A 25601-nucleotide genomic window follows, 5' to 3' on the forward strand; every position below is an offset into this window, starting at 1 on the left:
CCGCCCCCAGTCCGAGGTGACTGCCCATGCCCCGCAAAGAACGCCTGTTCATTCCCGGCCTGCCGCAACTGATTTACCTGCGCGGCAACAATGGCGAAACCCTGTTCGCCGACGAGGAGGACTACCGGTTTTTTCTGTCCTGCCTGAAAAAGGCCAGCCAGGACTATCACCAGGCCCTGCACGCCTTCGCCTTGCAAGAAGCGCGCATCCACCTGCTGCTGACCTCGCCGGACAAAACCTCGCTGTCGCGCTTCATGCAGCATGTGGGGCGCTGCTACGTACCGTATTTCAACCGCAAGTACCAAAGAACCGGGGCGTTGCTGGAAGGCCGTTACCACAGTTGCATCGTCGAACCGTCGACTTACTTCCTGATTTGTCAGAAATACGTCGAAACGCGGCCCTCCGCGGTCTCCGCCCACGATTACCCCTGGAGCAGCGCCCGCGCGAACGCGGGTTTCGAGGCCCTGGACTTCGTGCGGCCACATGACACACTGGCCGGCCTTGGCCGCACGGACGACGAGCGCCGCGTCCGTTACCGGCAGTTTCTCGCCTCGCCCTTGAGCGGCTCGTTCACCAGCCGCATCGAAGAGTGCCTGCAGCAGAACTGCGTGCTCGGCACCCTGCAGTTTTGCCGCGAGCTGGAGGGAAACATTCATCAATCGGTCAGGCCCCGCCATTCGGGCCGGCCGCGCAAGCATTATCCTAACCGCCTGTCGCACTGGTTCCGCCTGGAACAGGAGGCCCAGGCCTGCCTGACCGGTTACGCCTACCAGGAAATCCGTCTGCCGCTGATCGACGCGAGCGCGCCCTCCGACATGCCGGTCTCGCCCTCCCTTCGCTCGGAAGGCACCATGGCCTGCCTGCGCGCGATCGCGCGCCAGGACAGGATGCATGATACGGCGCGGCTGTGGTACCAGGGACCGATGTTCCGCACTCACCACATGGCCTCCCAGGGCATCGAGCAGTTTCACCAGATCGGCGCGGAGGCCTTCGGCCACGAAGGCATCGAAATCGAACTGGAGCAGTTGCTGATCCAGTACGATCTGATCCGGCAACTGAAACTCGCGCATCTGATGGAGTTGCACATCACCACGCTGGGCAGCGAACAGGAGATCGGGCAGTACCGCGAAGCGCTGAAGGGGCATTTTTCGCCATTTCGCATCGTACTCGACGAAGCGCAGCGCAAGGATCTGGACAGCAGTCCGGAACGGCTGCTGCGGACGCCGCCGCCGATGCTGGCCGAATTGGTCGCCGCCGCTCCGGCCGCCGCGAGCTTCCTCTCCGAAGCGACACGGGCGCGCTTTGACACCCTGACCCGGGCTCTCGAACAGGCGGGGATTCCGTTCACGCACACTCCGGGCCTGTTCCCGGACCGCGCCTGTTACGCACACACCTTCTACGAATGGCAGACCGCCCATCTGGACGAGCACAATGTGGTGTGCTGCGGCGGCCGCTACGACGGTCTCGCGCGCGAGGTCGCCGGTTATGCGCTGCCGGCGGTCGGTTTCGCCTTCATGGTCGAACCGCTGGTCCAGCTCGCGGAAACGAGCCGCGCGGCCCTGACCGGCGGGGAACACGCCGTGGACATTTCCATCCTGGCCGACTCGGCCCTGACGCCCCAGGCGATGCAGCTTGGCCACCGCATCCGCGACAGCTACCCCCATCTGGCGGTGTTCAATGACTTTTCCGGGGTGCGTATGGTCAGCCGCCTCGCGCGGGCCCGCCGGCGCGGCTCGCGCTTCGTGATCGTGCTGCGCGCCGACGAACCGGGCCGGATCGAACTGACCGACAGCGAAACCCGTTCCCGGATCCTGTGCGATGCCGGCGAGGTGATGAGCCGCCTGCAGCGCTGGTTCAACTGATCAGGCCGGCACCGAAACGGCGCGCCGCCCGGACAGCAGCAGGGCCGCGCCGACAAGACAGCCGAGCACGCAGAGGCTGACGACGTAGTGGGCCGGCGCCAGCGCATCGCTCTTGAGCCACAAGGCCACGCCCAGCGGCGTCAGTCCGCCAAAGACCGCGTACGACACGTTATAGGAGAACGACAGTCCGGAGAACCTCACTTCGGGCGGGAAGGCCCGCACCAGCACGAACGGCACGGCGCCGACGGTCCCCGTCGCGAAACCGGCCAGCGAATACAGGGGAAACAGCAGCGCCGGGCCGTGCGCCATGGCGCGGTAAAACACGAAAGAAGAGACGGCGAGCAGCAGGCATCCGGCCACCAGCGTCGCGCCGGCTCCCCAGCGATCGGCTGCCCGCCCGGCGAACACGCACCCCGCTGTCAGCGCGACAATCGCCAGACAATTGGCCTGCAGGGCCAGGGCCGGCGCAACGCCCCACTGCTTTTGCAGGTAGGCCGGTGTCATCAGGATAACCACCACGATCGCCGCCGACAGGAACCAGGTCAGCAGCATGGAGACCGCCACAGCCGGCTTGTGGCGCCTGAGCACGGCCATCAGCGGTACCTCGGCGGCCAGCGCCTGACGGGCCTGCATTTCCACGAACACCGGTGTCTCGTGCAGCCACTGGCGCAGCACCATCGAAATCAGCCCGAACACCCCGCCGATCAGGAACGGCACGCGCCACGCCCAGGCCGCGATCGTCGCCTGATCGACCCAGGTGTTCAGCGCCGTGGCGATCAGCGATCCGAGCAGGATGCCGGAGGTCAGGCCGGCGGTCAGGGTGCCGCAGGCATATCCGGTATGCCGCGATGGAACATGTTCGGCGACGAACACCCAGGCACCCGGCACCTCTCCGCCGATGGCCGCCCCCTGCAGAATGCGCAACGCCAGCAAGGCCAGGGGAGCCAGGATGCCGATCGACGCATAGGTCGGCAACAGCCCCATGCCCAGGGTGGGAATCGTCATCAGGACAATGCTCAGGGTGAACATTTTCTTGCGGCCCAGCCGGTCGCCGAAATGGGCCATGACGATACCGCCGACCGGACGAGCGAGGTAGCCCGCGGCAAAGATGCCGAATGTCTGGAACTGGCGCAGCCAGTCGGGCATGTCCGGTGGAAAAAACAGCTTGCCCACCACCACGGCGAAAAACACGAAGATGATGAAATCGTAAAACTCCAGGGCGCCGCCCAAGGCGGCAAGCGCCAGCGTACGGTAGTCCTGGCGGGTGAGCGGACGGCCGGGCTGGTCCGCCGCCGGATCGGTATGCAATGTCATGATGGCTCTCTTGTCGTATGTCGTTTTATCATTGGCATGGCGGCGCATCCCTGCGGCGGCCGCCTCGCCAGCATACGGGGACGCCGGGGCCGGAAGCAAGGCCTTGCCAAAGTCATGAAATAGGAAAATTTTCCAGGCATGGCGATTTGTTGAGCGTTTTCTGCAATTGGCCATTGCGGGCCTGCGATACAGTGGTATCCCGATTCTTTGCCCGTAGCCGACAGATCATGCTGATTTTCTCCGCCCCAGCGTACGGCGTCCCGGAGCGCCGCCCAACCCGCCCGCCATTCCCGAGCCGCCAGCTCGCCAGGTTGTTCAGGTTCGCCCGTAACAGTCCGCACGAGCCGGTGCGGCTCACCCGGGCCTCGTCCTTCGTGCCCGACAGCGGCGCCGTCAATGCCGCCAACAAGGCCTTGAGCCGCCACGCCGTCGTCTGCCATTGGCCGGGACGCCGCAAACCCTTCGGCCTTGTTCCGGTTTCCCATGCCGGACATACCGCGCTGAAGGCGGTGCATGCCGAGGGGAAACAGGACACCCACCGGACCTACCTCAACGTGTTTCCGGTCAAACCGCGATGGAGATTCATCGCACTGATCAAGCGGCTGCAGCTCGACCCCGCCATGAACAGCTACCGCAAGGACAAGTACGCGATGATCTCGCGCCGCACCCAGGAAAAACTGAATGCCGGGCTACAACCGCCGCGGCCGAATCAGAAGTACTATGCTGACGCCAAGCGATGGGGAAGCAGCGCGGAAAAATGCTACCTGCCGTTTACCGGTACGGCCAGACGCGCAAACGGGTTACAGGTCAATCTGTTCGGGCTGAACGAAACATTGATGATGAAAGCATGGGAGCGCCATGCCAGCGATCCTGACGCGCATTACCGCGCCCTGAGCCCGACGCGCAATTGCGCCGGCCTGGTTCTGACGGTGCTCGATGCCGCCGGAGCCGGGCGTTACCTGCCCTTGCCGCGCATTCGTCTTTACGCCGAACCGGACCAGGTGGGCGCGTATGTCCACGCCCTGCAGCGCGAACTGGCTCGTCTAGGCGCGAGTGCCGAACGGCTGATCGCGCGCCGCGCGGACACCTCGCTTCCGGCCAGACCGGTGTCCGCGGAACGAAACGCCGAACTCTGGAAGGACGGGCATTCCCTTCACAACCGGAGCGAGGACGAAATCAGCGCCCTTGCCCTCAAATGGGTACGGCGCCTGACCGCGCCCGGGATGGTTCCATCCCGGGCGGAACTGGATCTTCTCGCGGCGCTGCATGACGCGATGGCGGCCCGGCCGGTTCCGGGAGAGCTGATAGCCGGACTGGCCGATCGTTTCCAGGCGGTGAAAAGTCAATGACTTAAGACAAACCCTTTTCGCAATGAGAGTCCATCCGGGAAAAACGTGGTTTTTCCCGTCAAACGTGCATATTCCCATTCCAGAAACGTGGTAAGTAGGCATACTACCGCCCGGGCGATTTTCGTGGCCGCCCGCCTGATCCAGCCTGTAGGGAGGATAAAAACCACAGGTGGACGGCCACGCAAATCCGCCCCTCCCTGCCTAGCGGCCGCTGTTCGCGAACACCGCTTCGAACGAATGCTGCGCGGCAATGCCCGCCAGCGTCACCGCCATCTGCCGGTACAGATGATCGAATAGACCCTTACCCATGCTGATGCGCTTGATACCCGGACAGGGAAGGGCGCCGGTCAGTCGCGCAGGCAATCGCGCAAGGCCGTGATGTCATCCTCGTGACCTCAAGCCTTGCTCCGCGGGTCAAAAGCGGTGCACCATCCCGAGTCCGAAACTGCGCTCGCTGCCAAGCCTGCTGTTTTTCCATTTCACACGGCCGTACGAGGAGTACAGCTCGGTACGCTTGGACAAGGCATAATCGAGCGCCACCACGACTTGGTCGTAGCCGCTCTTGTTCACGTTTTTGCCACTGAGCCTGGCATCGAAGCCTTTGGCGTAAGAAAGATAGGGCGTCAGGGCTCCAAACCGATACCCAGCCGTCAGCGCCACCTCATGGGTTTTCAGCTTCAGCTTGCCGACATCGGCGGCTTCGGCGGGGGTCAGATCACCGTTGTTCACCAGGTCCCGAAGTGCAGCGACTTGCACGACAGTGCCGGCAACCCCGCTGTAGTAGCTACCGAACCCATAGCCTTGGATCTGCTGGTAACTCGCGACCAGATACAGGTCGTTGGCCTGGTACCCCGCTTCGACACGATGCCAGTCCTTGGTGGCCGCCAGCTTGTCGGCATCCCCCCAGCGCTCATAGTTGTACTTGCCGAAGAAGCCATCGCGCTCGTAGCTCAGACCGACGTTCCACGTCTGGTTATTGGTGGTCGAACCGCTCCGCTTCGTGCGCCTCTCATCCGCGCCGTAGAGCACGGCAAAGCGGAAACCGTTCCAGTCGGGACTGTCGTAACGAATAGCATTGTTCACCCGGTCATCCAGACGGGTCAGGTAAGCCAATCCACCGACACTTTGATCGCTGTAAAAACCCGGATCGATCAATTCCATCGAATCGTTGGCGTAATTGGACAAACGTCCCAGTCTCAGCGTCCCCCACCCCTCGCCGGCCAGACCGACGAACGTGTCGCGGGATCCCAGGCTGCCATTCTTGCTGCCATCCACAAAGACACTGCTCTCCACTTGCCAGATGGCTTTAAGGCCGTTGCCCAGATCCTCGCTGCCCTTGAAACCGATGCGGGATTTCCAGTCGTTGACCCCGGACCCTCCTACCGGTTTGCCATCGGCATCCAGCGGCAAGGTCGAGCTATATGTCTTGTTATATTCGTAACCGCCATGCATTTCTCCATAGAGCGTAACGTCCGCCAGGGAGACGGCAGGCAAAACCAGTGTTGCCAGAGCCAGATATGTTTTCTTCATTGCTGTCCTCATCATGTCCAAGATGCCCTTCCACCGTTTTCGACACACGTCGGGCGGCACGAAACACCTGTCATTTATGCAATAACGATACCAGTTTAGCGCACCAGCAAAGAAATATGATATTCAGCTAAAAATTATCTCCAAACCCCCGGTAGAAACCGGGCTTCATGTCGCATAATGCCCTCACTGGCGGTGCCGTTCAGCTATTTATTCAGAATGGATAAATGCACTGGCGAGCACGACCGGACAGGGCAAGGCGCATCGATGGCAAAACGGCTTGGGGAAAGAAGGCATTGCGGGCGGGAAGATCGATGGGATTTTGGGAGGTTATGGCACGAATAGGGCACAAAATGAAAAAAGGGTTGGCTGTCGTTGACAGCCAACCCCTTGATTCTTATGGTGCCAATGAGGTGAATCGAACACCCGACCTACTGATTACGAATCAGTTGCTCTACCGACTGAGCTACATTGGCATCCAAACCTGGAAAAAAAGCCTTGAGCGCGTAACGAGTACAAGTGATCAAGGCTTTTTTTGAATTCTGGTCGGGGTGAGAGGATTCGAACCTCCGGCCTCTACGTCCCGAACGTAGCGCTCTACCAGGCTAAGCTACACCCCGAATTGTGCGTTGGCGGATATTTTCGCCAAGAAACGCATGATATCCGATATGGACTGTTTTCGCAAGTAAAACCAGGTGGTCGGGGTGAGAGGATTCGAACCTCCGGCCTCTACGTCCCGAACGTAGCGCTCTACCAGGCTAAGCTACACCCCGATTCAGGCTTTACCGCTTTATTTTTCCCAGATCGCCAGATTGTGTCGCTTCTGCGTTACAATCTCGATATCAGAGGACGCGCATTATGAAACAATTATGTGGTTTAGGCAACTAACTTTTTATCGGCTGAGCGGGGATACCCTGCCCGACGCGGCGCAACTGGCTGATGCGCTTGAGAAAAAACCCTTTCACCCGTGCGGCGGGCTCGACTGGTTCACCGAAGGCTGGGTTCCGCCCGCCAAGCACCTGGCAAGTCCGGTGTTTCCCGCACAGGGCGGCTGCCTTGCCGTGCTGCTGCGGCGCGAGGACAAAGTGCTGCCCGCGGGCGTGATCCGCGACCAGCTCGACAGCCGGGTCTCCGAAATCGAGGCGCAGGAGATGCGCAACGTCGGACGCAAGGAAAAGCTCGCGCTCAAGGAACAGATCACCGACGATCTGTTGCCGCGCGCCTTCGTGCGCTCGCAGCGCCTGTCCGCCTATCTGGACACGCGCCGGCGCTGGATGATGGTCGACAGCGGCACCGCCTCGCGCGCCGAGGCGCTGGTCAGCCAGTTGCGCGAAGCGCTGCCGCCCTTCCCCGCCGCGCTGCCGCGCACCGCGCTGTCGCCGCACGCGGCGATGACGGCATGGCTCGCCGACGGAGCGGCCCCGGACGGCTTCGAGCTGGATGCGGATTGCGAACTGAAGGACAGCTCGGAAAACGGCGCGGTGGTGCGTTGCTCGCGCATCGACCTGACCGCGGAGGAAATCCGCCAGCACATCGCCACCGGCAAGGTGGTGACCCGCCTCGGGCTGATCTGGCGCGAACGGATCCGCTTCATGCTGACCGACACCCTGCAACTGAAACGCATCCAGTTCCTGGACGTTCTGCAGGAAGAGGCGAGCCACGCCGGCGACGACATCGCCAGCCTCTACGAAGCCACCTTCACGCTAATGAGCGGCGAACTTGGCGAGCTCGTCGACGAACTCGTCGAGGCGCTGGGCGGTCTGGAGGACTCCCAGCTTGGCACGGTGGCCAGCCACGCGGCGCCGCTCGCGGCCAGTCCGGCGCCGTCCGTTCCAGCAGACGGCGACGCGGACGTGCCCTGGGACGATTAAGGCGTCCCGAGCCGGCCGCGGAACGCGTCCAGGGTCCGGTAGCCCTTGGAGCGCATCAGCGCGGACAACTCCGCCGCGATGCGCTCGAAGGCGCCGGGCCCTTCTTCGTACAGACAGGTGCCAATCTGCACCACCGTCGCGCCGCACAGAATGTGCATGAAGGCCTCGGCGCCGCTTGTCACACCTCCGCACCCCACCACGTGCCGGTCCGGCAGCCGGCGGGCGAACTCGCGTACGTTGGCCAGCGCGGTCGGCAACACGTAGCTCCCGCCCAGCCCTCCCAGCCCGTCCTTGGGACGGATCAGCGCGAGTTCGCGCTCCACATCCACCACCAGCGCATTGCCGATCGAATTGATGCAGGTCACGAAGCCCAGCGTCGGATAGGCGCGCAACACATCGGCCATCATGTCGAAGTGCACCGGATCGAAATACGGCGGCAACTTCACCCCGAAGGTTTTCGGGTAGATCCTGACGATGGCGTCCAGCAGGGCGGCCGAGGCGGCGAAGTCATAACCGGTCTGGGGCTTGCCCGGCACATTCGGGCAGGACAGATTGACCTCGGGCAGACAGGGCAGATCCAGCCGGGCGAGCTCGCCAAGGATGGTCAGCGTCTCGTCCGCGGACATCCCGGAAACCGAGACGAACAGCGGCTTGCCACGGCCATAGTCGTAACGCCGGGCGTAATCCAGGTAATAGCGGAAGCCCTCGTTGGGCAGCCCCATGGAATTGATGCTGCCAAAAGGCAAGGCGGCGTAGCGTGGTTCGGGATTGCCGGCGCGCGGCTCAAGCGTGCAGCTTTTGGTGATCACGGCGCCGGCGCAGGATGCGGCGAGCCGGTCCAGTTCATCGGCGTGGCGGCACATGACCCCGGACGCGTTGAACAGCGGCGAGGCCATCGAGAGCCCCAGCCATGAAACGGAAAGATCGATCTCCATGCCACACTCCAGTTCCGGTTGTCCGGGAAGGGAGTGTGGCATGGAGAGCCGGTCATGGCCCTGCGTCAGATCAACGACTCAGGCGAAGAAATGCGTCGCCGTCTGGTAAAACACGAAGGACACCACCCAGGCCAGCAGCAGCGACCAGCCGACATTCAGACTGGTGAACGCCACGCTGCGCGACTCGCGGTGAATGGCCGAGATGGTCGACACGCACGGCACGTAGATCAGCGTGAAAAGCAGGAAGCTCATCGCCGACATCCAGTCCAGATGCTGGATCAGCGCGCCGCCCAGGCCGGCTTCCGGTACCCCGTAGATGACGGCCATGCTGCCTAGCAGGATTTCCTTGGCCACAAAGCCGAACAGCAGGGCGACGGCCAGTTCGTGGCGGATGCCGATCGGATCGAGCACCGGCGCGAACACGTCGCCCAGCGCGTCGGCCAGCGTGCGGTTCGCGCCGGCGGGAATGTGGGTCAGCAGCCAGACCATCACCACGCCGACCAGGATGAAGGTGGAGGCCAGCTCCAGGAAAGCGCGCACCTCGCCCACGGCCCGGACGAAGAGATGGCGGGCGCCGGGCAAACGGTAGGGCGGCACCTCCAGCAGGAAAAGCTCGCGGCCGGCGAAACGGCGCCGGAACACCCATGCGGTAAAGATGGCCACCAGCAGGCTCAACACGTACATGCCGGTCAGCACCCACGGCGCGACACTCGCGGAAAACAGCGTGCTGGCGAAGAACACCACCACCTGCAGGCGCGCCGAGCACAGCGAGAGCGGAATGATCAGCATCGACAGGAGACGCTGCCCCCGGTCGCGCATCACCCGCGTGCCCAGAATGGCCGGCACATTGCAGCCAAAGCCCATCAGCTGCATGACGAACCCCCGTCCGTCGAGTCCCAGGCGCGCCATCAGCGCGTCGGTCAGGTACGCGGCCCGCGCGAGGTAACCGCTGTCCTCGACCAGCGCCATCAGCACGAAGAACACGAAAATGATCGGCGCGAAGGTCAGCACCGTGCTCACCCCCTGCCAGACGCCATCAAGCAGCAGGCTCGCCACGATCGGCGGCAGCGCCGCGGTGGCCGGAACCAGTGCCCCGTCCTTCACGACATCCAGCGCCCCGGCGACCAGATCCTGCAAGGGTTTGCCGATCGAATAGGTGGCGTTGAACACCAGCGCCATGATCAGGAAAAACAGCGGCACGCCGAGCCACGGGTGCATCAGCCAGCGGTCGACCTTTTCCGTGACCCGCGGGGGCAGCACGGGCGGCACCGACCAGACCCCGGCGAGCATCGCCTTCGCGCGGCCGATCGCCGCATCGTGGGCGGGAAGGGCCGACAGGTCGGCGCGGACGGCGGGCTCGGGGCGCGACGCGAGGGCGCCGAGCGCCTGCATCATGCCCTCCCAACCCGTCATGCGCCGGGCGGAGACCAGTCGCACCGGCACGCCGAGGCGCCCGGCGAGCGCCGGCAGGTCAAGATCGACCGCCATGCCGCGCGCCTCGTCGGCCATGTTCAGCACCACAAGGCAGGGCACGCCGCTGGCGATCACCTGCACGGCGAGCGGCAGTTGCCGGTCGAGCTGGCAGACGTTGAGCACCAGCACCAGACCGTCGAACCCGGTGCCGGCCAGAACATCGCGGACCACCGCCTCGTCGTCGCTGTAGCCGGTCAGGTCATTGACGCCGGGCAGGTCCACGAGCTCGACCATGCTGCCGCCGAGCAGCACCCTGGCCCGGGCCAGTTCCACGGTCAGTCCCGGCCAGTTGCCGACCCGCTGCGACAGTCCGGTCAAACGATTGAACAGTGTGGATTTCCCCGTGTTGGGAAAACCGATCAGCGCGAAACGTTTCATGCGAGCCGGACTCCGATGGCACGGGCAAGACTTCGCCGCAACAACACATGGGTCGTGCCCACCTGCAGCACCAGGGGCCCGCCAAGGGGCGCGATGCGCTCCACCCGCAGCGTTTCTCCGGGCAGCAATCCGAAAGCGGCGACACGGCGGCAGGCCTCGTCGTCAAGGTCGAGCCTGGCGATCACGGCGCGATCCCCCCGGCTCAATTGGTCCAGCGTCTGCATAAACGTGACTTCACAGATGATAACGGGAATGGTTTATATTTATACCCCACACTTCTTCGATCCGTATACAAATGAAGGCGATGGTTGACGAGCGTCAATAAGGGTCGGGAGAAATCAACACACCTCGAAGTGCCGGCGAGTCTGCTAAAATCGCTGCATTCTTTGAATTCCCCGTTACGGAACACATCATGAGCATCAAATCGGACAAATGGATCCGCCGCATGGCGGAGCAGCACGGCATGATCGCGCCGTTCGAGCCCAATCAGATCAAGAACGTGGACGGGCAGAAGGTGATCTCCTATGGCACGTCAAGCTACGGTTACGACATCCGCTGCGCCGACGAATTCAAGGTGTTCACCAACATCAACAGCACCATCGTCGACCCGAAAAACTTCGATCCCAAGTCCTTTGTGGAAGTCTCGGGCGACGGCTACTGCATCATTCCGCCCAACTCCTTCGCCCTGGCGCGCACCGTCGAGTATTTCCGCATCCCGCGCACGGTGCTGACCGTATGCCTTGGCAAGTCGACCTACGCGCGCTGCGGCATCATCGTCAACGTCACGCCGTTCGAGCCCGAGTGGGAAGGCTATGTCACGCTGGAGTTCTCCAACACGACCCCGCTGCCGGCCAAGATCTACGCCAACGAAGGCGTGGCCCAGGTGCTGTTCTTCGAATCCGATGAAGAGTGCGACGTGTCCTACAGCGACCGCAACGGCAAGTACATGGGTCAGCACGGCGTCACCCTGCCCCGCCCGTAACCCGCCCCCGGAACACGGCAAAAGAACTGGCCGGGGACATGTCGCGAAGGCGCGTCACCCGGCCAAATCAGTTCTCGCTTTTTTGCCGATGTAGGCTAATGTGAATCAGGGTTGCGAAGAGTCGCTTCCGGCTTTTCTTCCCTGGCACAGCAGCTGTTTCTGTTGGGGCGTTGGCGGTTCCCCCTTGCCGCTGCGCCTCTTTTTTTATGGCCGCAGCCGCCGGTTCGTGACCACAACGCCGGCTTCCACCATCACCGCCCGCAATTCGCGGGTCATCCTGGCCAGATCGTCGTCCAGCCTCGCGTGCAGATCGTGCATCCCCGCTTTGAGAATCACCGATGCCAGTTGCCCGGCCTCGACGCCGAACACCTCTCCCAGCGCCTTGAGTTCATGACAATCGGAATGGCTGAGCGGCACTCCCACCGTATGGTGCGTTTGCGGGTCGATCAGCTCGCAGCAACCCTCCACTCCGCAGCGGGATTCCAGTTCCGTCAGTAGACGGTCGATTTCGTGTGACATGATCCTATCCTCCCTTGTCGAACACCTCCCCCTTCCTGACTTCAGGATAGACCAGCGATGAACGACGGGAATATGTTCCAGATCAATAACCTAGCGGCGGAAGTGAATACACCTTCAGCAAAAAATCGGTAAAGGCAGGCTCCGCGCCCTTCCCGGGAAGGCGGGGGTATTTTCGGAGGGTGTCGCGCAAATACGACTCCATCCTGGCCTGCGCCTCGTTCTGGTCGAGGCGGCCGGCCTCGCGCTCCACGGTGATCCGGCGATAGCGCGCGAACGACGCATCGTCGATCGCATTGCTTCCGGCGATCTTCAGCCGATAGGCATTAAGACGGTCCGCCGCCTCCACGCGGCCGATTTCCCCGGTTTTGACGAGTCCCGCCAGGCGATTGGCCTCGCGCAGCAGCAGATCCACCTTGCCCTGAGGCGCCGCGGCGGGCTTTTCCCGGGCGGAAGGCAACGGCGGCGGCGTCGAGCAGCCGGCCAGCATCAGCGCGATGAGCGCAAAGGCATATCGTGTTCTCATGAACGTATCTCCTCCACGGGGCCCGCCACCCCGCTCAGGGGTGGCGGCAATTCACCGGAACAGTGCTTGCAATAACGCGCGTCCAGATCATGCCCTTCGCTGAAGCAATGGGGGCACAATCGCGTGGCGGACTGGTTGCCCGGACGGGGCGAGGAACGGGCGATTTCGGCGGTGACGATGCCGGTCGGCACCGCGATGATGCCATAGCCGAGAATCATCACCACGCTCGCCAGCATCTGCCCCAGCGGGGTTTTCGGGGTGATGTCGCCGAATCCGACGGTCGTGAGCGTGACGATCGCCCAGTAGATGCTGACCGGTATGCTGGTAAAGCCGTGTTCCTCCCCTTCCACCACGTACATCAGGGTACCCAGCAGAATCACCAGCAGCAAGACCCCCAAGAGGAACACCGAAATCTTGCGCCGGCTGGCCAGCATCGCCGATTTCAGCTCGCTCGCTTCGTCCAGATAACGCGGCAGGTTAAGAACTCGGAACACCCTAAGCAGACGTAGTACACGTATATCCGTAAGAAAACGTCCTTCCGGAACGACAAGTCCGATATAAAGGGGGAGAATGGACAGCAGATCGATCAGCCCGAACAGGCTGCGCGCATAACGCGCCGGGCGCGGCACGCACATGAGCCGCAGCACGTACTCCGCGGTGAAAAGTCCGGTGAACAGCCAGTCGAGCGCGAACAGCAGGCGGCCGTGGCTGGCCCGGATCGACGCGACGCTTTCCAGCATCACCGTCAGCAGCGACAGAAGGATGGCGATGAGGAGGATCTGGTCGAAGCGCCGCCCGGCCGGGGTATCCGCTTCGAAAATGACGATGTACAGGCGCTTGCGCCAGTCCTGCCCGGAAAAAATGTCTTTAAAGCCTGTCATAGTCCAGATGACTCGTTGTTCTCTTGTTATAAGTAAACGATATTAGTCGGGTACGGCCCAACTGGTTATTATGTTCAGGTATAACGTTCAGTAAGTTATACGATCAAGGAGAATAAGCAATGCGTATCGCCAGTAACGTGACCGAACTGATCGGCAACACCCCGCTGGTCCGGCTCAATCGCCTGACCGAAGGCACCCATGCCACGGTGGTTGCCAAACTGGAATTCTTCAACCCGGCCCACAGTGTGAAGGACCGCATCGCGGCCGCGATGATCGAGGCGGCCGAAGCGGCCGGCAAGATCGGCCCGGGCTCCGTGATCGTCGAACCGACCTCGGGCAATACCGGCATCGGTCTCGCGATGGTCTGCGCCGCCAAGGGTTACCGCCTGATCATCACCATGCCGGAAACCATGAGCCGCGAACGCCGCCTCCTGCTCAAGGCCTACGGCGCCGAACTCATCCTGACGCCGGGACCGGATGGCATGGGCGGCGCGATCGCCCGGGCGCGCGAACTGGTGGAAGCCAATCCCGACACCCATTTCATGCCGCAGCAGTTTGAAAACCCCGCCAATCCGGCCATCCACCGCGCAACGACCGCGGAAGAGATCTGGAACGACACCGACGGCAAGGTCGACATTTTCGTGGCGGGCGTCGGCACGGGCGGCACGGTGACCGGCGTGGGCGAGGTGCTCAAGGCCCGCAACAGCGCGGTCAGGGTGGTGGCCGTCGAGCCGGACGCCTCGCCGGTGCTCTCCGGCGGAGCCAAGGGCCCGCACCCGATCCAGGGCATCGGCGCGGGCTTCGTGCCGGCCATCCTCAATACCGGCGTTTACGACGAAATCATCCGCGCGCCGAACGACGCGGCCTTCGCCACCGCGCGCGACATGGCCACCCGCGAAGGCCTGCTGGTCGGTATTTCATCCGGCGCCGCCGTCTGGGCCGCCCTGGAACTGGCCCGCCGCCCGGAAAACGCCGGCAAGCTCATCGTGGTGGTGATTCCGTCCTTCGGGGAACGCTACCTCAGCACCCCGCTGTTCGAACACCTGAACGCCTGATTCAGGATCCGGCCTGGGCCGGCAGCGCAAGGCGGGCGATCTGCTCGGCGCTGTCGGCCAGCAACGCCGGGGCATCGCGCATCGCTTCGGCCAGCGACATCGGCCGCACGCACAAGGAAAAACACCCCTGAAACCTCGGCGACAGGCTCGCCAGCGCGGCAGAGTCCAGGCTTCCGGATAACAGCGTTACCGGCACCCCGGCCGCCGCGGCCTGCGCCGCCACGTATCCGGGAACCTTGCCGCGCAGCGTTTGAGCATCGCTGCGGCCCTCGCCGGTCAGCACCCGGTCGGCCCAGGTGAGCGCGGCGCCGAGTCCCGCGAGTCGGGCCACCTCCTCCGCGCCGGCGCGCCGCGCGGCGCCCAGCCCCTGCAACACATAACCGAGCCCCCCCGCCGCGCCCGCGCCGGGCAGACCTGACACCGCCCTGCCCCATTGCCGGTCGAGTTCGTCGGCAAAGCGCCGGATCACACCGTCAAGCGGCCCGAGCGCCTCGGGCGCGACCCCTTTTTGCGGGCCGAACACGGCCGTGGCCCCCGCCTCCCCCGTCAGGGGATTGTCCACATCGCTCCATATCTCGAGCCGGACACGCGCGAGCCGGGGATCGACGCCGGAAAGATCCACGTGATCCAGAACCGCCAGCGATGCGGGGGAACCATCCAGAATATCGCCGTCCTTGCCGAGCAGGCGCGCGCCCAGCCCGACGAGGCACCCCGCCCCGCCATCGTTGGTGCCGGAGCCGCCAAGCGCGACCGAGACGCGCGTCGCGCCCTCGTCCAGGCAGCGAAGGATCAGCTCCCCCACTCCGCGGCTGCTGCGCCGCATCACGTCGGTGCCGTCCGTCGCCGCGAGCCCGACGACCCGCGCCACCTCGATCACGGCGTGGCCGGATCCGGCGAGCAGACAGGCCGCCTCGCACGGCTGGCCGGCGGCATCGCTCACCCGGGCCTGGCGCCAGGTTCCCCCGATGGCGGCATGGATGGCGTCGAGCGTTCCCTCGCCGCCGTCCGCCATCGGCAGAAAACGGAATTCGGCCCCCTCATCGGCGCGCGCGATCCCCTCGGCCATGGCGTTGGCCACCAGGGCGGCGGGAAGCGAGCCCTTGAACGAATCCGGTGCCAGTACCCATTTCATCGGCTCATGCTCCAGAAAGACAAAAACCCTCCGGCGGGGTTCCGCTGGGAGGGTTTTTGCAAGAACGGGCTGATCGGATCAGTTGTCGGCCGCCGGCGTTTCCGGCGTGGCGACGGGAGCCTCCGGAACCGGTTGCGTCTGGGCCGCGGGTTTCGGCTGCGATTGCAGCTCGGCGGCCTTCTTCTCGTCGGCGGTCACTTCGCCGGCGGGTTTGCCGGCCAGGTCGAAACGGCGTCCACCGCGGGCAAGCGACTTGATATAACGGGGCTTGCGGCAGTGGTTGGCCACGACGCGCGAAATCAGCTGGGGATCGAACTGCGGCAAGGCGGCGATCAGGCTTTCGTGAATGCCGAGCGCCAGGGGACGGAATTGGCGGAACACGTCGAACTTGCCGTAAATGTGCTCGGCGATCATTTCCGTCTGCTTCTTCTTGCTCAGACTCTGTACCGCGGTTTTGAGCGCGGCGCCCAGTGCCGTTTCAGTTTGTGGCTTCATGAACATCAATCTAATCAGTCGTTGCATATGGGCCGGCACGGCGGCAGGCCCCGGGACAGCGTCGCAGCCGCCCCACGTGGAAACATGCAAGAGGCCTCTTGGTAGCGCCAGCGAGCATCACAGAGGGCGTATATTAGTCCAAACACGCCGGAATGGAAAACCCGTGCGGCGGGAGGAGGTCCTTTACCCAAGGAAATTATATACTTCTGCAACATGGTCGTTAATTTTTATTCGTTATGAATAGCAAATTCACCGAAGGCATAAATGAAAGACCAATCTAGCATTCCCGTCAACCCGGAAGGCACTGGCAAAACGTTCAGTTATCATGACATGCTCTGGGCCCGTGACAAGACCTGGGAAGCCGTCAACGCCATCGCCGCGGCGATCCGGCCCGGCATGACGGAGGACCAGGCCGCGCGCCTTGCCGACCAGTGGCTGGCCGACGCCGGCATGGAGCGGATCTGGCACGGGAGCAAAATCCGCTTCGGGAAAAATACCCTCAAGTCGTTCCGCGAGCGCTCCGACCCTGATGTGGTGCTCGGAGACAACGACATTTTCTTTGTCGATCTGGGGCCGGTCTGGCGCGGTCATGAAGGGGACGCGGGCGACACCTTCGTGACGGGCGACGATGCGCAGATGCAAGCCTGCCGGCTCGCGGCGCGCCGCCTGTTCGGCGAAGTGAGGGACCTGTGGCTGCAGGAGCGCCTGAGCGGCGCCGCGCTCTATCGCGAAGCGGAGCGGCTGGCGCGCGAGGCCGGCTGGCGGCTGAACCTCGACATCCAGGGACACCGCGTGTCGGACTTCCCCCATGGACTCTACAAGGCCGGCGCGCTCGGGGCCTTCGACCGCGAACCGTCATCGGGACTGTGGGTGCTGGAAATCCAGATCCATCACCCGGACAGGCCGTTCGGCGCATTCTACGAAGACCTTTTGCTGGCGTGACCGGTCAAGGGCACGTCTTGTCGATGCCGCCCGGATGAAACTCCCGTCGACCGGCGAAACCGGCGGGGATTTCGCCAAACGGGAGGCCGGCCGGCGCGACACGGAGGGCGCGGACGGTCAGGACAGGATGTCTCGCACGGCCGGGTGGGTTTTCACCGGGGTGGATTCGGTGACGCGGTACTCGGCCAGGCCATGCCGACGGAAGGGATCCCGGGACAGGGCCGACTCCAGATCCTGGCGCGACACGCCGCCGCTGGCGAGGATGACGCCGCCTTCGCGGGGCACTTTCGGTCCCGACGCCAAAAACAGGCCGCTGGCATACTCCTCGTCCAGGTAGCGCCGGTGGACCTCCAGATGGGTTTCGATGTCGGCCAGGGGTTTCAGATACGTCAGCTCAACAATGTACATTGATGCTCCTTGATTCGAAACGACAAAAGCATAGGATGCCTCCGCATCCCCGACGACCGTAGCGGGACAGGGCAAGGCGCGAATGCCGACACCCGACCGTCGACGGAACGTGACCACGCGCCAGCCTACACCAATGCCCTGATGTCGACGGCTTTGCAGGCCGCCGCATAACCCCTCCGCCCCCGTCAAGGATAGGCAACGTTACCGCGGGGGATGGCCCCCCGCCCAAGTCCACGCTACCGCGCGCCTGGTGCGCGAGCGCTTGATGGACTGCGCCGCCACCGGGCTCGCGTACTGCCCGCCCGGTCGGGTGATTGCGGCCCGCCTTCCGCGCTATCCTTGGCCGAGGGGAGCAGCCGGCAGAGGCGCCCTCCTCGTCCGCAAATACATCGGGAGCAGAGCATGACCCTATTCACCATCGGTTATGAGGGGCTCGACATCGACACGTTTCTGGCGCGACTTGCCGCCTGCGGCATCGATACCGTGGTCGATGTGCGCGACCTACCCGTATCGCGCAAAAGCGGGTTTTCCAAGAAAGCGCTGAGCGCCCGCCTCGAGGCGGAAGGGCTGCATTATGTGCACATGGCCGGGCTGGGGTGCCCGAAACCGATCCGCGAACACGTCAAGGCCGGCGGCGACCAAGCCTGTTACGAGGCGGCGTTTAACGCGCATCTGGCCACCCGGGAGGACGACATCGCCGCGCTGGCCGGCCTCGCCCGCACGTCGCGGGCCGCGTTGCTGTGCTTCGAAGCGGATCCGCGCCGATGCCACCGCACGATGGTCGCCGAAGCGGTGCGCGAGCGCTTCGGCCTCGCTGTCGAAGCGCTGGGCGCCGCCCGCTGAGACTCACAGCGCGTCGAGCATGGCGAGGAACTTCTTGCGCCGGGCGCAGCGGACCCGGATATCGGCGATCAGCGCGGCGAACTCCCCCTTCGCCATCATCGGGGCAAGGTGCCCGAGCTGACGAATGGCATCCCGGTAGGCGTGCTCGCCGCTGCCGGCCAGAGCCTGCTCCAAAAGACGCTGGCGCAGCGCGGCGCAAAACTCGCGATCCTCGCCGGCGCAAGCCTCGGCCAATTGCTCCAGCACATGCGGATACACGCCTCCCTGGCGCGATAACGCCATGGCCTCGCGCACCGCGCCTTCGGCCAGCAGGAGACCGACCCGAAGACTGACGTTGACCAGCGCCCGTCCGTCCCGTTCCTGCGCGCGCTCCTGCCCGGCCACCTGGGCCAGCGCCTTGTCGCGCCACGCGGCGCGGTCGTCCCCCGCCGTGTTCAGCAAGGCGAGGTAATGCTCGGCTGTCGGCGACCGGGTGAAGATCGCCCAGCGCAGCGACAGCGCCTCCTCGGCCAATCCGTCGTCGAGGTACCAGCCGGCCAGGGTCGCGGCCAGGCGCCATTCGTCGGGAAACAGGGCCAGTCCCTGCTCGGCGCGCTGCCTGGCCTCCCGTTCGCGCCCCATGGCCTGCAGGGCTTCGGCGAGCTGCAAGAAGCGGTAGCCGGAACCGAGATCGCGCTCGTGCACGGCGATCGCGAGCGCGCTATCCCCGGTCAGGTCGGCGAACTGCAGCATCAAGCGGTCGGTGCGCAGCGACGCCCCGAAACGCGCCGAATCCTCGCCGCCGGGACCGATTTTCGGCAAGGCTTCCCAGGCTTTGCGCACCAGGCGGCCGTAACGGGCGAGCCCCGCCTCGTCGAGCAGCGGAACGAGCGCCTCCACCGGGTAAAAGTCGTAATCGTCCTCGAGCGCCCGCTGGACAAGACGCTCGGCCAGTTCTTCGCCGACCAGCCCCCCTTGCCGGCACGCCTCGACAAACACCCGGCTCAGCATCCGGATTTCCTCGCCGATGGCGCCGGCCGAATCGTCCGACTCCTCCATGATCCGCACCAGCTTGCGGATGGCCCAATCGGCCAGTTCCGCCGCCTCGCGCGGATCGTCCTGTTCGAGCCGTTCCCGGATCATGGGCTCGACGGATTGCAGACGGCGGGCGTATTCCAGGCTCTGGCGGTAGTCGCGGAAACGCGGGCGGCCGATCAATGCCGCCAGCGCGTCGCGACGCTGTTTGGGCGAGCCGTTCGCCTGGCTTAGCCAGAATCTGAGCTGACGGGCGACGCCACGATCGTCCTCGGCCAGCTGAATCAGCCATTCGGCCAACCGCTCGGCGGGCTGGCGAGCCAACTCGTCGCGCCAGTCCGGTTCATGCGCCGCCCCGGGCGCCTCGGCCGGCGCGGGCTCCGCTTCCCCCATTTGCCAGGCGAAGGCCGTGGCGACAAGGTGTTTGCACGGCGTGCCGGCCTGCCCCATCGGGCAACTGCAGCTCCCCCTCCCGTCCCGGAAAAGCGCCACCCGATAGGGCACACGGGAGCTGCCCGCGACATCGGCGAGGCAATGTCCGGTGTCCTGCCGGACAAGCGTGACCTTGTTCTTGTGGTAATAGGCGGCGCCGCGTTCGAACACGGCGTCGCCGGCGCTGGCGTTCAGGGTTTTCAGTAAATCGGACATGATCCGGGAACACGATGGTCAGGATGAAAAAGCCAGTGTGAGCGATTCCCCGCGAAGGCACAACACCACGCACCCGCGGGGGTGTTTTCGCCCGGTCAGGCCAGCATGGACGCCGGGCGGTACGCGGGGAACCGGATCACTGTGCTCCGGCTGCCATGACTCCGGAGGCGTCCAGCGCATCGCGCATGGCCGCGAAGGCCAGGTCGATATCCTCCATCCTCGTGCGCCAGTTCACCAGCGCGGCACGCACGCCGGGACGGCCGAAGAGTTCCGTGGGCGTGCACAGCACGCGCCCGTCGCGGTTGAGCGCCTCAAGGAACGCGTCGCGCCCGGCGGCCGCATCGCCCGACGTTCTTGGCGCGAAGCACACCACATTGAGCGTCACCGGCGCCAAAAGCTCGAAGCCGCCGAGCTCCTCGAGGCGCCGGCCCAGCAGGGCGGCCAGATCGGCGCAACGCTCCACGATCTCGGCGAACCCGCCGCGGCCATAGGCGCGCAAAGCCATCCAGACCGGCAAGGCGCGCCAGCGGCGGGAGTTTTCCGGGGTGAGATGCAGATAATTGTCCGGACGGGCGACCGGCGCGGACAGGTACGGCGACAGGTTCTGAAAGGTCGCCAGCTGCATGTCCAGGTGCCGGGTGAACTGCATCGCGCTGTCGTAGGGCACATTCAGCCACTTGTGCGCGTCGACGGTGATCGAGTCGGCCGCCTCCCACCCGGCGAGCCGGCCGGCGAAACGCGGCGAGACCGCCGCGACACCGCCGAACGCGGCATCGACATGCAGCCAGAACCCGTAGCGGTCGCGCAACCGGACAAGCGCCGGCAGATCATCGAACGCGGTGGTGTTCACCGTGCCGGCATTGGCCACCACCAGCGTCGGCATATCCGGCGCCTCGGCCAGCCGCGCCTCCAGCGCCGCGGGATCGATCGCCTCGCTGTCCGGCAAGGCCGCCACCGGCCACCAGGCATCGCGCCCGAGCCCCAGAAGGCTCATCGCCTTGAGGGTGCTGCTGTGCGGGCTGGTCGACAGCACGCGCACCGGCCCCAGCGCGGCGACGCCGCTCTTGGCGATATCGATGCCGCGCGCCGCGCCCAGCCACTGCCGGCCGATCGCCAGACCGACCAGATTCGCCATGGTGGCGCCGCTGACGAAACTGCCGGTGAAAGCCGCGGGCAAGCCCAGCAGATCGCGCACCTGTGTCACGGTCGCCAGTTCCAGCGCGGCGGCCACCGTGTCGCCGTTCAACTGGGCGTTCTGGTCGACGACGCTGACCAGCCAATCGGCCGCCAGCGCGGCCGGCGTGCCGCCGCCGGTGACGAATCCGAAGTAACGCGGCCCGGCGCTGCCCGACAGTCCGTCCGCATGGCGTGCCCAGAATTCGTCGAGGGCCGCTTCGGCGCCGATGCCCTCTTCGGGCAGGCGGAACGCTTCGGCGTCAACGTCGACCGCCCGTCGTGGCGGGCGAACCGGCCGCCGCTCAAGCCCTTCCAGAAAAGCCATGGCCTTGGCGCAGGCGTTGTGCAAGATTTCGGCCTCGCGGCCGGCATCGTGATGCAAGATCGGATGCATGGTTTCTCCTGTGAGATGACACGCGCCGGCCGGGCGAACGATTCGTCCGTCACCCGCACCGGACCCGGCACAGGGTAACCTTTGGGCGGGGATATGCGCAGCGAAACACTCTCAACATCCTGTTGTCAATGCTTGCCGCCACTCCTTTGGCTGGCCAACCGTCCCCGGTGCGAGGATCCGGTGGCGCCCTTCCTCACCACGCTGGTCATTTGACCAAAAAAAATGGCCACATGACCAATTACTGTTATACTTCCAGACAAGAAAGGGATTGTGATGAACACCAACGTTTTCTATCGGGTCGCGTGTGGGCCTTATCGAATGGATCTGAGCGGCAAGGGCGCGGAGATGTTCGGTGGTCGATGGAACCCGGTTGGGGTACCGGCCGTTTACGCGGCATCGTCCATTTCCCTGGCGATGCTGGAAATTCTGATACACGCCAGATCGCTCCCCCTCGATTACTTTGTCATGGCCCTGTCTGTCCCCATGGAAGGGGTGAAATCGGTGCGAGCGCCTGCGCTCCCCGCGGGTTGGGATCGGCTGAATGACCAAAGTGCCAGCCAGCAAGCGGGCACCCGACACGTATTTCAAGCAAACCGGTTCGGTGTGCTGTTGCCATCGGTCGTCGTTCCCGAAGAGCAGAACCTGGTTCTGAACCCGCTGCATCCGCTAATGCGTCGAGTGACCGTTAAGGAACTGCGACCGCTTCGGCCCGATCCCCGACTATTTCCCAATCCCTGATGCCGCATGTTTGGAGGTTAACGATGGACACGACGGTCTTCGATGCATTACACAAACCTGTTGCACAACGGATCGGACTTATCCGCGAGGGATTTCCGGCTGAAGAAGTGGATATCGTCAGCAATGCCGTGGGGATGAGCAAGCAAAGCCTGCTGGACATTCTGGGTACCCCTCAACGCACGGTCAATCGCATGATCAAAACGCAGCGTCGGCTGGATCCGGCGGCAAGCGAACGCCTGCTGCGCGTGGTGGAAATCGAACAGCGCGCGGAAGAGGTGTTTGGCGACAAAACCCAGGCCCGCGAATGGCTGACTAACGCCAACGCGGTACTGGGCGCCGTCCCGTTGCAATTGCTGGATACGGAACTGGGCGCCAATCAGGTCCGCCGGGCGCTGACGGCCATTGAACACGGCTTACCGGTCTAACCTCGTCGACAACCGCCCACCCCATTGCCGATACCGGCCACGCGGCGCCACGCTTATCCGCGCTCCGGCACCCCCTGACGCGCCAGCGCATCGCGAAGGCGCGCGACACCCTCCCCGATCGCCTCGGGCGTCAGGCCGCCGAACCCCAGACGCACGCCCTGAACCGGCCGTTCGTCCGCCGCGAAGACCCGCCCGGGCTGAATCGAAACACCGAGCGCGCGCGCATCGGCCGCAAGACGATCGACATCGACGCGCGCCTCGAACCTCACCCAGATCGCCAGCCCGCCGTTAGGCAACGTGAAATCCGCCATGGGCGCGAGCATCGCGCCGACACAACGGGCCAGTGTTTCGCGCCGGTCGCGGTAGATCCGCAGCGCCCGACGGATATGGCGGCGCAACTCGCCGCTTCGCATCAGTTCCGCGATGGCCAGCTCGGTAACGCCATTGCCTTGCCGGTCGATGCCGAGGATTTCCCGGGCGCAGCGGTCGATCACCGCTTTAGGCGCGGCAAGGTAGCCCACCCTCAATCCGGGCGCCAGCACCTTGGACAGCGATCCCACGTAAATCACCGATCCCTCCCGGTCAAGACTGGCCATCGGCATCGCCGGACGGCCGGCGAAATGGAACTCGTGATCGTAATCGTCCTCGATGATCGCGAAACCGTATTCCTTAGCCAGCCCGAGCAATTGCAGGCGGCGTTCGGGCGGCATCGTCGATGTGGTCGGAAACTGATGGTGCGGGGTGAGATAGACGGCGCGCACGCGGCGGGTCCGGCACAACGGCTCGAGCGCGTCGGGCAGCATGCCGTGCTCATCCTGCCCGAGCGCGTGAATCGTCGCGCCGGCCGCCAGGAAGGCGGCGCGGGCCGGAGGGTAGCTCAGCGCCTCGAACGCCACATGATCGCCGGGACGCACCAGAACCCGAGCCGCCACGAAGATGCCCATCTGGCTGCCCCGCACGAGGCAGATCGTGTCGGCATCGGCGGGCAGTCCGCGCTGGGAAGCGAGCATCCCGGCCACTTCTTCGCGCAACGCCCTCTCGCCGCGCGGATCGCCATAGGCCAGACGATTGGCCCGCGCGGTGGCGACCAGCGCGCGGCGGTAGGCCCGGCCCAGCACATCGAAGGGGATCAGCCGCGCATCGGGTTCCCCGTCGGAAAACACAATGCCGCCGGCGGGCGGTACCGAAGCGGCGGCCGGGCCGCAAAGCTCGTAGGAAGGAAGTTCGGCGCGGGCGGCCGGCGACGCGGCCGGGCCGGCCCCGGAGGGCAGCTCCAGCGCGATGAAGGTGCCTTTCCGGCCAAGGGCGCGCACCCAGCCCTGGGCCGCCAGTTCGTCGTACGCGCACACCACGGTCTTGCGGTTCACGCCAAGCTGGCGCGCCAGTTCCCGGGTACCGGGCAGGGCCGTGCCGGGGGCCAGGCGTCCGCGCCCGATCTCCACGATCACACGCTGCGCGATCCGCAATGACAGCGATGCCCCGTCGGTGTCGCACAGGGACATTTCCAGTGTCCAGGGTCTGAGCATGCGATGTCCTCCCATCGAGATGGGCCATCATACTGGACCACCAAACTTTATCAAACTGGCGGTTATGCCGGGTCCAGTGGCGCTTTAGACTTCACCCGGTCGACTAATGACCGGAGACGATGATGCCCACCTCCCCCACGCCCTCCCCGCTGTCTTTCACGCTCGCGAACATCGACGCCGTCGGACCCGATGTGGTGCGCCTGACGCTCGCCGGCGAGGCCGGCCGGTTCCGTTACCGCGAAGGCCAGTTTCTGAGCCTGCATCTTGCCGAAGGCATCGAGCGCAGTTATTCCATGGCAAGCCCGGATGCCGGCAACGGCGAGGTCGAACTGCACGTCCATCTCGTGCCGGGCGGACGGTTTTCCCGATGGCTGCGCGCCGCCGACCGCACCGGAGAGACGCTGGCGGTCAGCGGTCCGTTCGGACACTGCACCTGGCAAACCCCGCCCGACGACGACACCCCGGTGGTGATGCTGGCCACCGGAACCGGCATCGCGCCGCTCAAGGCGCTGCTCGAGGCCACGCTGCAGGAAGGAGCCCCTCAGCCCGTCACGCTGTACTGGGGCGGCCGGCGGGCCGGGGACCTGTACCTCGCCGACGACTTCACCGCGCTCGCCGCGCGGCATCCGCGCTTTCGCTTTGTCCCGGTGCTGGCCGATCCCGGACCGGGCTGGAATGGACGGCGCGGTTTCGTGCAGGACGCCGCGGCAGAGGACCTGCGGGATTTTTCCGATGCGATCGTCTACGCCTGCGGCGCGCCGCGCATGGTCGAGGCCGCGCGCGAACGGCTGACCGGACAGCGCGGGCTTCCCGATGCGCGGTTTCACGCCGACACCTTCCTTCCCGCCGCCGGCGCGGCGACCGATCCGGCGACGGGGCGTATCGCGCTGCACGTGCGACAGGGCGACCACACACGCACCTTGCGCGTCCCCGCGTCGGGCAGCCTGATGACGGCGCTCGCCGCGGCGGGACTCATCCGCCCGGTGTGCGGCGGCCAGGGCGCCTGTGGCGAGTGCCGGGTCGACCTCGCCGCCGCACAGGTGCCACCGGCGAGCCCGCGCGAGCGGCGGCTGCTCGACGCGCTCGACGACCCGTTGCCGACACATCGCCTTGCCTGCCGGATCGCCCTGACGCCCCGGATCGACGGTCTGGCCATTTCCCTTCCCACCGCTTGACCCTTATACGAAAGGA

24 protein-coding genes and 3 tRNA genes are annotated in these 25601 nt (G+C 64.9%); 10 read left to right on the top strand and 17 right to left on the bottom strand.

Going from position 1 to position 25601, the window contains the following annotated elements; translation table 11 throughout:
* Positions 1 to 26: 26 nt before the first annotated feature.
* Positions 27 to 1862 carry an ATP phosphoribosyltransferase regulatory subunit gene (locus tag JNO50_RS13660; protein WP_189530722.1) on the top strand — a complete coding sequence of 612 codons (1836 nt, stop codon included), beginning with the start codon at positions 27 to 29 and terminating at the stop codon, positions 1860 to 1862.
* On the opposite strand, the gene JNO50_RS13665 is transcribed toward JNO50_RS13660, so the two are convergent.
* On the bottom strand, positions 1863 to 3176 hold the full coding sequence (locus JNO50_RS13665; RefSeq protein WP_189530720.1) for an MFS transporter: 1314 nt from the start codon (positions 3174 to 3176) through the stop codon (positions 1863 to 1865).
* 227 nt (positions 3177 to 3403) lie between these two features.
* On the opposite strand from JNO50_RS13665, the gene JNO50_RS13670 reads away from it, so the two are divergent.
* Entirely contained in the window at positions 3404 to 4525 is a 1122-nt protein-coding gene (locus JNO50_RS13670; RefSeq protein WP_189530718.1) for a hypothetical protein, read from the top strand.
* Between the two features lie 414 nt (positions 4526 to 4939).
* Here JNO50_RS13670 and JNO50_RS13675 read toward each other — a convergent pair whose 3' ends face one another.
* The 4 genes from JNO50_RS13675 to JNO50_RS13690 form a co-directional block, all read right to left on the bottom strand.
* Positions 4940 to 6055, bottom strand: coding sequence for a porin (locus JNO50_RS13675; RefSeq protein ID WP_189530717.1), 1116 nt, complete (start codon positions 6053 to 6055; stop codon positions 4940 to 4942).
* 397 nt (positions 6056 to 6452) lie between these two features.
* A tRNA-Thr gene (locus tag JNO50_RS13680) sits at positions 6453 to 6528 on the bottom strand.
* 67 nt (positions 6529 to 6595) lie between these two features.
* Positions 6596 to 6672: transfer RNA gene (locus JNO50_RS13685), tRNA-Pro, on the bottom strand.
* Between the two features lie 76 nt (positions 6673 to 6748).
* A tRNA-Pro gene (locus tag JNO50_RS13690) sits at positions 6749 to 6825 on the bottom strand.
* A gap of 96 nt (positions 6826 to 6921) precedes the next feature.
* Here JNO50_RS13690 and JNO50_RS13695 point away from each other — a divergent pair.
* On the top strand, positions 6922 to 7923 hold the full coding sequence (locus JNO50_RS13695) for a recombination-associated protein RdgC (RefSeq protein ID WP_189530716.1): 1002 nt from the start codon (positions 6922 to 6924) through the stop codon (positions 7921 to 7923).
* Here JNO50_RS13695 and JNO50_RS13700 read toward each other — a convergent pair.
* The 3 genes from JNO50_RS13700 to JNO50_RS13710 all read right to left on the bottom strand — a co-directional run bounded on the left by JNO50_RS13700 (position 7920) and on the right by JNO50_RS13710 (position 10933).
* Positions 7920 to 8858 (bottom strand): dihydroorotate oxidase, encoded by a 939-nt coding sequence (locus JNO50_RS13700; RefSeq protein ID WP_189530715.1) that lies wholly within the window; start codon positions 8856 to 8858, stop codon positions 7920 to 7922. The genes JNO50_RS13695 and JNO50_RS13700 overlap by 4 nt on opposite strands.
* 78 nt (positions 8859 to 8936) lie before the next feature.
* Entirely contained in the window at positions 8937 to 10709 is a 1773-nt protein-coding gene (gene feoB / locus JNO50_RS13705; RefSeq protein WP_189530714.1) for a ferrous iron transport protein B, read from the bottom strand.
* On the bottom strand, positions 10706 to 10933 hold the full coding sequence (locus tag JNO50_RS13710) for a FeoA family protein (protein WP_189530713.1): 228 nt from the start codon (positions 10931 to 10933) through the stop codon (positions 10706 to 10708). Before JNO50_RS13710 ends, feoB begins: the two co-directional genes overlap by 4 nt.
* Positions 10934 to 11121: 188 nt before the next feature.
* On the opposite strand from JNO50_RS13710, the gene dcd reads away from it, so the two are divergent.
* On the top strand, positions 11122 to 11691 hold the full coding sequence (gene dcd / locus JNO50_RS13715; protein ID WP_189530711.1) for a dCTP deaminase: 570 nt from the start codon (positions 11122 to 11124) through the stop codon (positions 11689 to 11691).
* Between the two features lie 204 nt (positions 11692 to 11895).
* Here the strand turns inward: dcd and JNO50_RS13720 are convergent, their stop codons facing one another.
* The 3 genes from JNO50_RS13720 to JNO50_RS13730 all read right to left on the bottom strand — a co-directional run bounded on the left by JNO50_RS13720 (position 11896) and on the right by JNO50_RS13730 (position 13614).
* Complete coding sequence (locus JNO50_RS13720) at positions 11896 to 12210, bottom strand: hypothetical protein (protein WP_189530709.1); 315 nt, start codon at positions 12208 to 12210, stop codon at positions 11896 to 11898.
* 82 nt (positions 12211 to 12292) lie between these two features.
* Positions 12293 to 12733 carry a putative periplasmic lipoprotein gene (locus JNO50_RS13725; RefSeq protein ID WP_189530707.1) on the bottom strand — a complete coding sequence of 147 codons (441 nt, stop codon included), beginning with the start codon at positions 12731 to 12733 and terminating at the stop codon, positions 12293 to 12295.
* Complete coding sequence (locus JNO50_RS13730) at positions 12730 to 13614, bottom strand: ion transporter (RefSeq protein ID WP_189530705.1); 885 nt, start codon at positions 13612 to 13614, stop codon at positions 12730 to 12732. The genes JNO50_RS13725 and JNO50_RS13730 overlap by 4 nt, the downstream gene beginning before the upstream one ends.
* Positions 13615 to 13733: 119 nt before the next feature.
* Between JNO50_RS13730 and cysK the strand changes: the two genes are divergently transcribed.
* The gene (gene cysK, locus JNO50_RS13735) at positions 13734 to 14669 is read left to right on the top strand and encodes a cysteine synthase A (protein ID WP_189530703.1); all 936 of its coding nucleotides are present in this window, start codon (positions 13734 to 13736) and stop codon (positions 14667 to 14669) included.
* Between the two features lies 1 nt (position 14670).
* Here cysK and JNO50_RS13740 read toward each other — a convergent pair whose 3' ends face one another.
* Together JNO50_RS13740 and JNO50_RS13745 are read right to left on the bottom strand one after the other, a co-directional pair.
* Positions 14671 to 15801, bottom strand: coding sequence for a glycerate kinase (locus tag JNO50_RS13740; protein ID WP_189530701.1), 1131 nt, complete (start codon positions 15799 to 15801; stop codon positions 14671 to 14673).
* Between the two features lie 78 nt (positions 15802 to 15879).
* Entirely contained in the window at positions 15880 to 16296 is a 417-nt protein-coding gene (locus tag JNO50_RS13745) for a ProQ/FINO family protein (protein WP_189530700.1), read from the bottom strand.
* A gap of 264 nt (positions 16297 to 16560) precedes the next feature.
* On the opposite strand from JNO50_RS13745, the gene JNO50_RS13750 reads away from it, so the two are divergent.
* Positions 16561 to 17238 carry a M24 family metallopeptidase gene (locus JNO50_RS13750; RefSeq protein ID WP_229804440.1) on the top strand — a complete coding sequence of 226 codons (678 nt, stop codon included), beginning with the start codon at positions 16561 to 16563 and terminating at the stop codon, positions 17236 to 17238.
* A 117-nt stretch (positions 17239 to 17355) separates the two neighbouring features.
* Here the strand turns inward: JNO50_RS13750 and JNO50_RS13755 are convergent, their stop codons facing one another.
* A complete protein-coding gene (locus JNO50_RS13755; RefSeq protein WP_189530698.1) occupies positions 17356 to 17646 on the bottom strand; it encodes a YciI family protein in 291 nt (96 codons plus the stop codon).
* Between the two features lie 402 nt (positions 17647 to 18048).
* Here JNO50_RS13755 and JNO50_RS13760 point away from each other — a divergent pair, with 402 nt between their 5' ends.
* Complete coding sequence (locus tag JNO50_RS13760; protein ID WP_189530695.1) at positions 18049 to 18489, top strand: DUF488 domain-containing protein; 441 nt, start codon at positions 18049 to 18051, stop codon at positions 18487 to 18489.
* 3 nt (positions 18490 to 18492) lie between these two features.
* Here the strand turns inward: JNO50_RS13760 and JNO50_RS13765 are convergent, their stop codons facing one another.
* Complete coding sequence (locus JNO50_RS13765) at positions 18493 to 20151, bottom strand: SWIM zinc finger family protein (RefSeq protein ID WP_189530693.1); 1659 nt, start codon at positions 20149 to 20151, stop codon at positions 18493 to 18495.
* Between the two features lie 136 nt (positions 20152 to 20287).
* Positions 20288 to 21721: a pyridoxal phosphate-dependent decarboxylase family protein gene (locus JNO50_RS13770; protein ID WP_189530691.1), complete on the bottom strand. Its 1434-nt coding sequence runs from the start codon at positions 21719 to 21721 to the stop codon at positions 20288 to 20290.
* A 273-nt stretch (positions 21722 to 21994) separates the two neighbouring features.
* Here JNO50_RS13770 and JNO50_RS13775 point away from each other — a divergent pair, with 273 nt between their 5' ends.
* Positions 21995 to 22459, top strand: a complete 465-nt coding sequence (locus tag JNO50_RS13775; protein ID WP_189530689.1) for an RES family NAD+ phosphorylase — start codon at positions 21995 to 21997, stop codon at positions 22457 to 22459.
* Positions 22460 to 22482: 23 nt separating this feature from the next.
* Positions 22483 to 22884, top strand: a complete 402-nt coding sequence (parS, locus tag JNO50_RS13780; protein ID WP_189530686.1) for a type II RES/Xre toxin-antitoxin system antitoxin — start codon at positions 22483 to 22485, stop codon at positions 22882 to 22884.
* Between the two features lie 53 nt (positions 22885 to 22937).
* Here parS and pdxR read toward each other — a convergent pair whose 3' ends face one another.
* Entirely contained in the window at positions 22938 to 24410 is a 1473-nt protein-coding gene (gene pdxR, locus JNO50_RS13785; protein ID WP_189530684.1) for a MocR-like pyridoxine biosynthesis transcription factor PdxR, read from the bottom strand.
* Positions 24411 to 24532: 122 nt separating this feature from the next.
* On the opposite strand from pdxR, the gene JNO50_RS13790 reads away from it, so the two are divergent.
* Positions 24533 to 25585, top strand: coding sequence for an NAD(P)H-flavin reductase (locus JNO50_RS13790; RefSeq protein ID WP_189530682.1), 1053 nt, complete (start codon positions 24533 to 24535; stop codon positions 25583 to 25585).
* Positions 25586 to 25601 lie beyond the last annotated feature (16 nt).

The sequence above is a fragment of the Paludibacterium paludis genome (assembly GCF_018802605.1).
In the GTDB taxonomy this organism is placed as follows: domain Bacteria; phylum Pseudomonadota; class Gammaproteobacteria; order Burkholderiales; family Chromobacteriaceae; genus Paludibacterium; species Paludibacterium paludis.

Bases quoted from the DNA above. Each gene is read 5' to 3' on its own strand.
- pdxR (WP_189530684.1), bottom strand. From the start codon at position 24,410: ATGCTCAGACCCTGGACACTGGAAATGTCCCTGTGCGACACCGACGGG.
- JNO50_RS13740 (WP_189530701.1), bottom strand. From the start codon at position 15,801: ATGAAATGGGTACTGGCACCGGATTCGTTCAAGGGCTCGCTTCCCGCC.
- JNO50_RS13765 (WP_189530693.1), bottom strand. From the start codon at position 20,151: ATGTCCGATTTACTGAAAACCCTGAACGCCAGCGCCGGCGACGCCGTG.
- parS (WP_189530686.1), top strand. From the start codon at position 22,483: ATGGACACGACGGTCTTCGATGCATTACACAAACCTGTTGCACAACGG.
- JNO50_RS13745 (WP_189530700.1), bottom strand. From the start codon at position 16,296: ATGAAGCCACAAACTGAAACGGCACTGGGCGCCGCGCTCAAAACCGCG.
- JNO50_RS13720 (WP_189530709.1), bottom strand. From the start codon at position 12,210: ATGTCACACGAAATCGACCGTCTACTGACGGAACTGGAATCCCGCTGC.
- JNO50_RS13775 (WP_189530689.1), top strand. From the start codon at position 21,995: ATGAACACCAACGTTTTCTATCGGGTCGCGTGTGGGCCTTATCGAATG.
- JNO50_RS13770 (WP_189530691.1), bottom strand. From the start codon at position 21,721: ATGCATCCGATCTTGCATCACGATGCCGGCCGCGAGGCCGAAATCTTG.
- JNO50_RS13695 (WP_189530716.1), top strand. From the start codon at position 6,922: ATGTGGTTTAGGCAACTAACTTTTTATCGGCTGAGCGGGGATACCCTG.
- JNO50_RS13675 (WP_189530717.1), bottom strand. From the start codon at position 6,055: ATGAAGAAAACATATCTGGCTCTGGCAACACTGGTTTTGCCTGCCGTC.
- feoB (WP_189530714.1), bottom strand. From the start codon at position 10,709: ATGAAACGTTTCGCGCTGATCGGTTTTCCCAACACGGGGAAATCCACA.
- JNO50_RS13665 (WP_189530720.1), bottom strand. From the start codon at position 3,176: ATGACATTGCATACCGATCCGGCGGCGGACCAGCCCGGCCGTCCGCTC.
- JNO50_RS13790 (WP_189530682.1), top strand. From the start codon at position 24,533: ATGCCCACCTCCCCCACGCCCTCCCCGCTGTCTTTCACGCTCGCGAAC.
- JNO50_RS13725 (WP_189530707.1), bottom strand. From the start codon at position 12,733: ATGAGAACACGATATGCCTTTGCGCTCATCGCGCTGATGCTGGCCGGC.
- JNO50_RS13710 (WP_189530713.1), bottom strand. From the start codon at position 10,933: ATGCAGACGCTGGACCAATTGAGCCGGGGGGATCGCGCCGTGATCGCC.
- JNO50_RS13660 (WP_189530722.1), top strand. From the start codon at position 27: ATGCCCCGCAAAGAACGCCTGTTCATTCCCGGCCTGCCGCAACTGATT.
- JNO50_RS13750 (WP_229804440.1), top strand. From the start codon at position 16,561: ATGAAAGACCAATCTAGCATTCCCGTCAACCCGGAAGGCACTGGCAAA.
- JNO50_RS13700 (WP_189530715.1), bottom strand. From the start codon at position 8,858: ATGGAGATCGATCTTTCCGTTTCATGGCTGGGGCTCTCGATGGCCTCG.
- JNO50_RS13755 (WP_189530698.1), bottom strand. From the start codon at position 17,646: ATGTACATTGTTGAGCTGACGTATCTGAAACCCCTGGCCGACATCGAA.
- JNO50_RS13730 (WP_189530705.1), bottom strand. From the start codon at position 13,614: ATGACAGGCTTTAAAGACATTTTTTCCGGGCAGGACTGGCGCAAGCGC.
- dcd (WP_189530711.1), top strand. From the start codon at position 11,122: ATGAGCATCAAATCGGACAAATGGATCCGCCGCATGGCGGAGCAGCAC.
- JNO50_RS13670 (WP_189530718.1), top strand. From the start codon at position 3,404: ATGCTGATTTTCTCCGCCCCAGCGTACGGCGTCCCGGAGCGCCGCCCA.
- JNO50_RS13760 (WP_189530695.1), top strand. From the start codon at position 18,049: ATGACCCTATTCACCATCGGTTATGAGGGGCTCGACATCGACACGTTT.
- cysK (WP_189530703.1), top strand. From the start codon at position 13,734: ATGCGTATCGCCAGTAACGTGACCGAACTGATCGGCAACACCCCGCTG.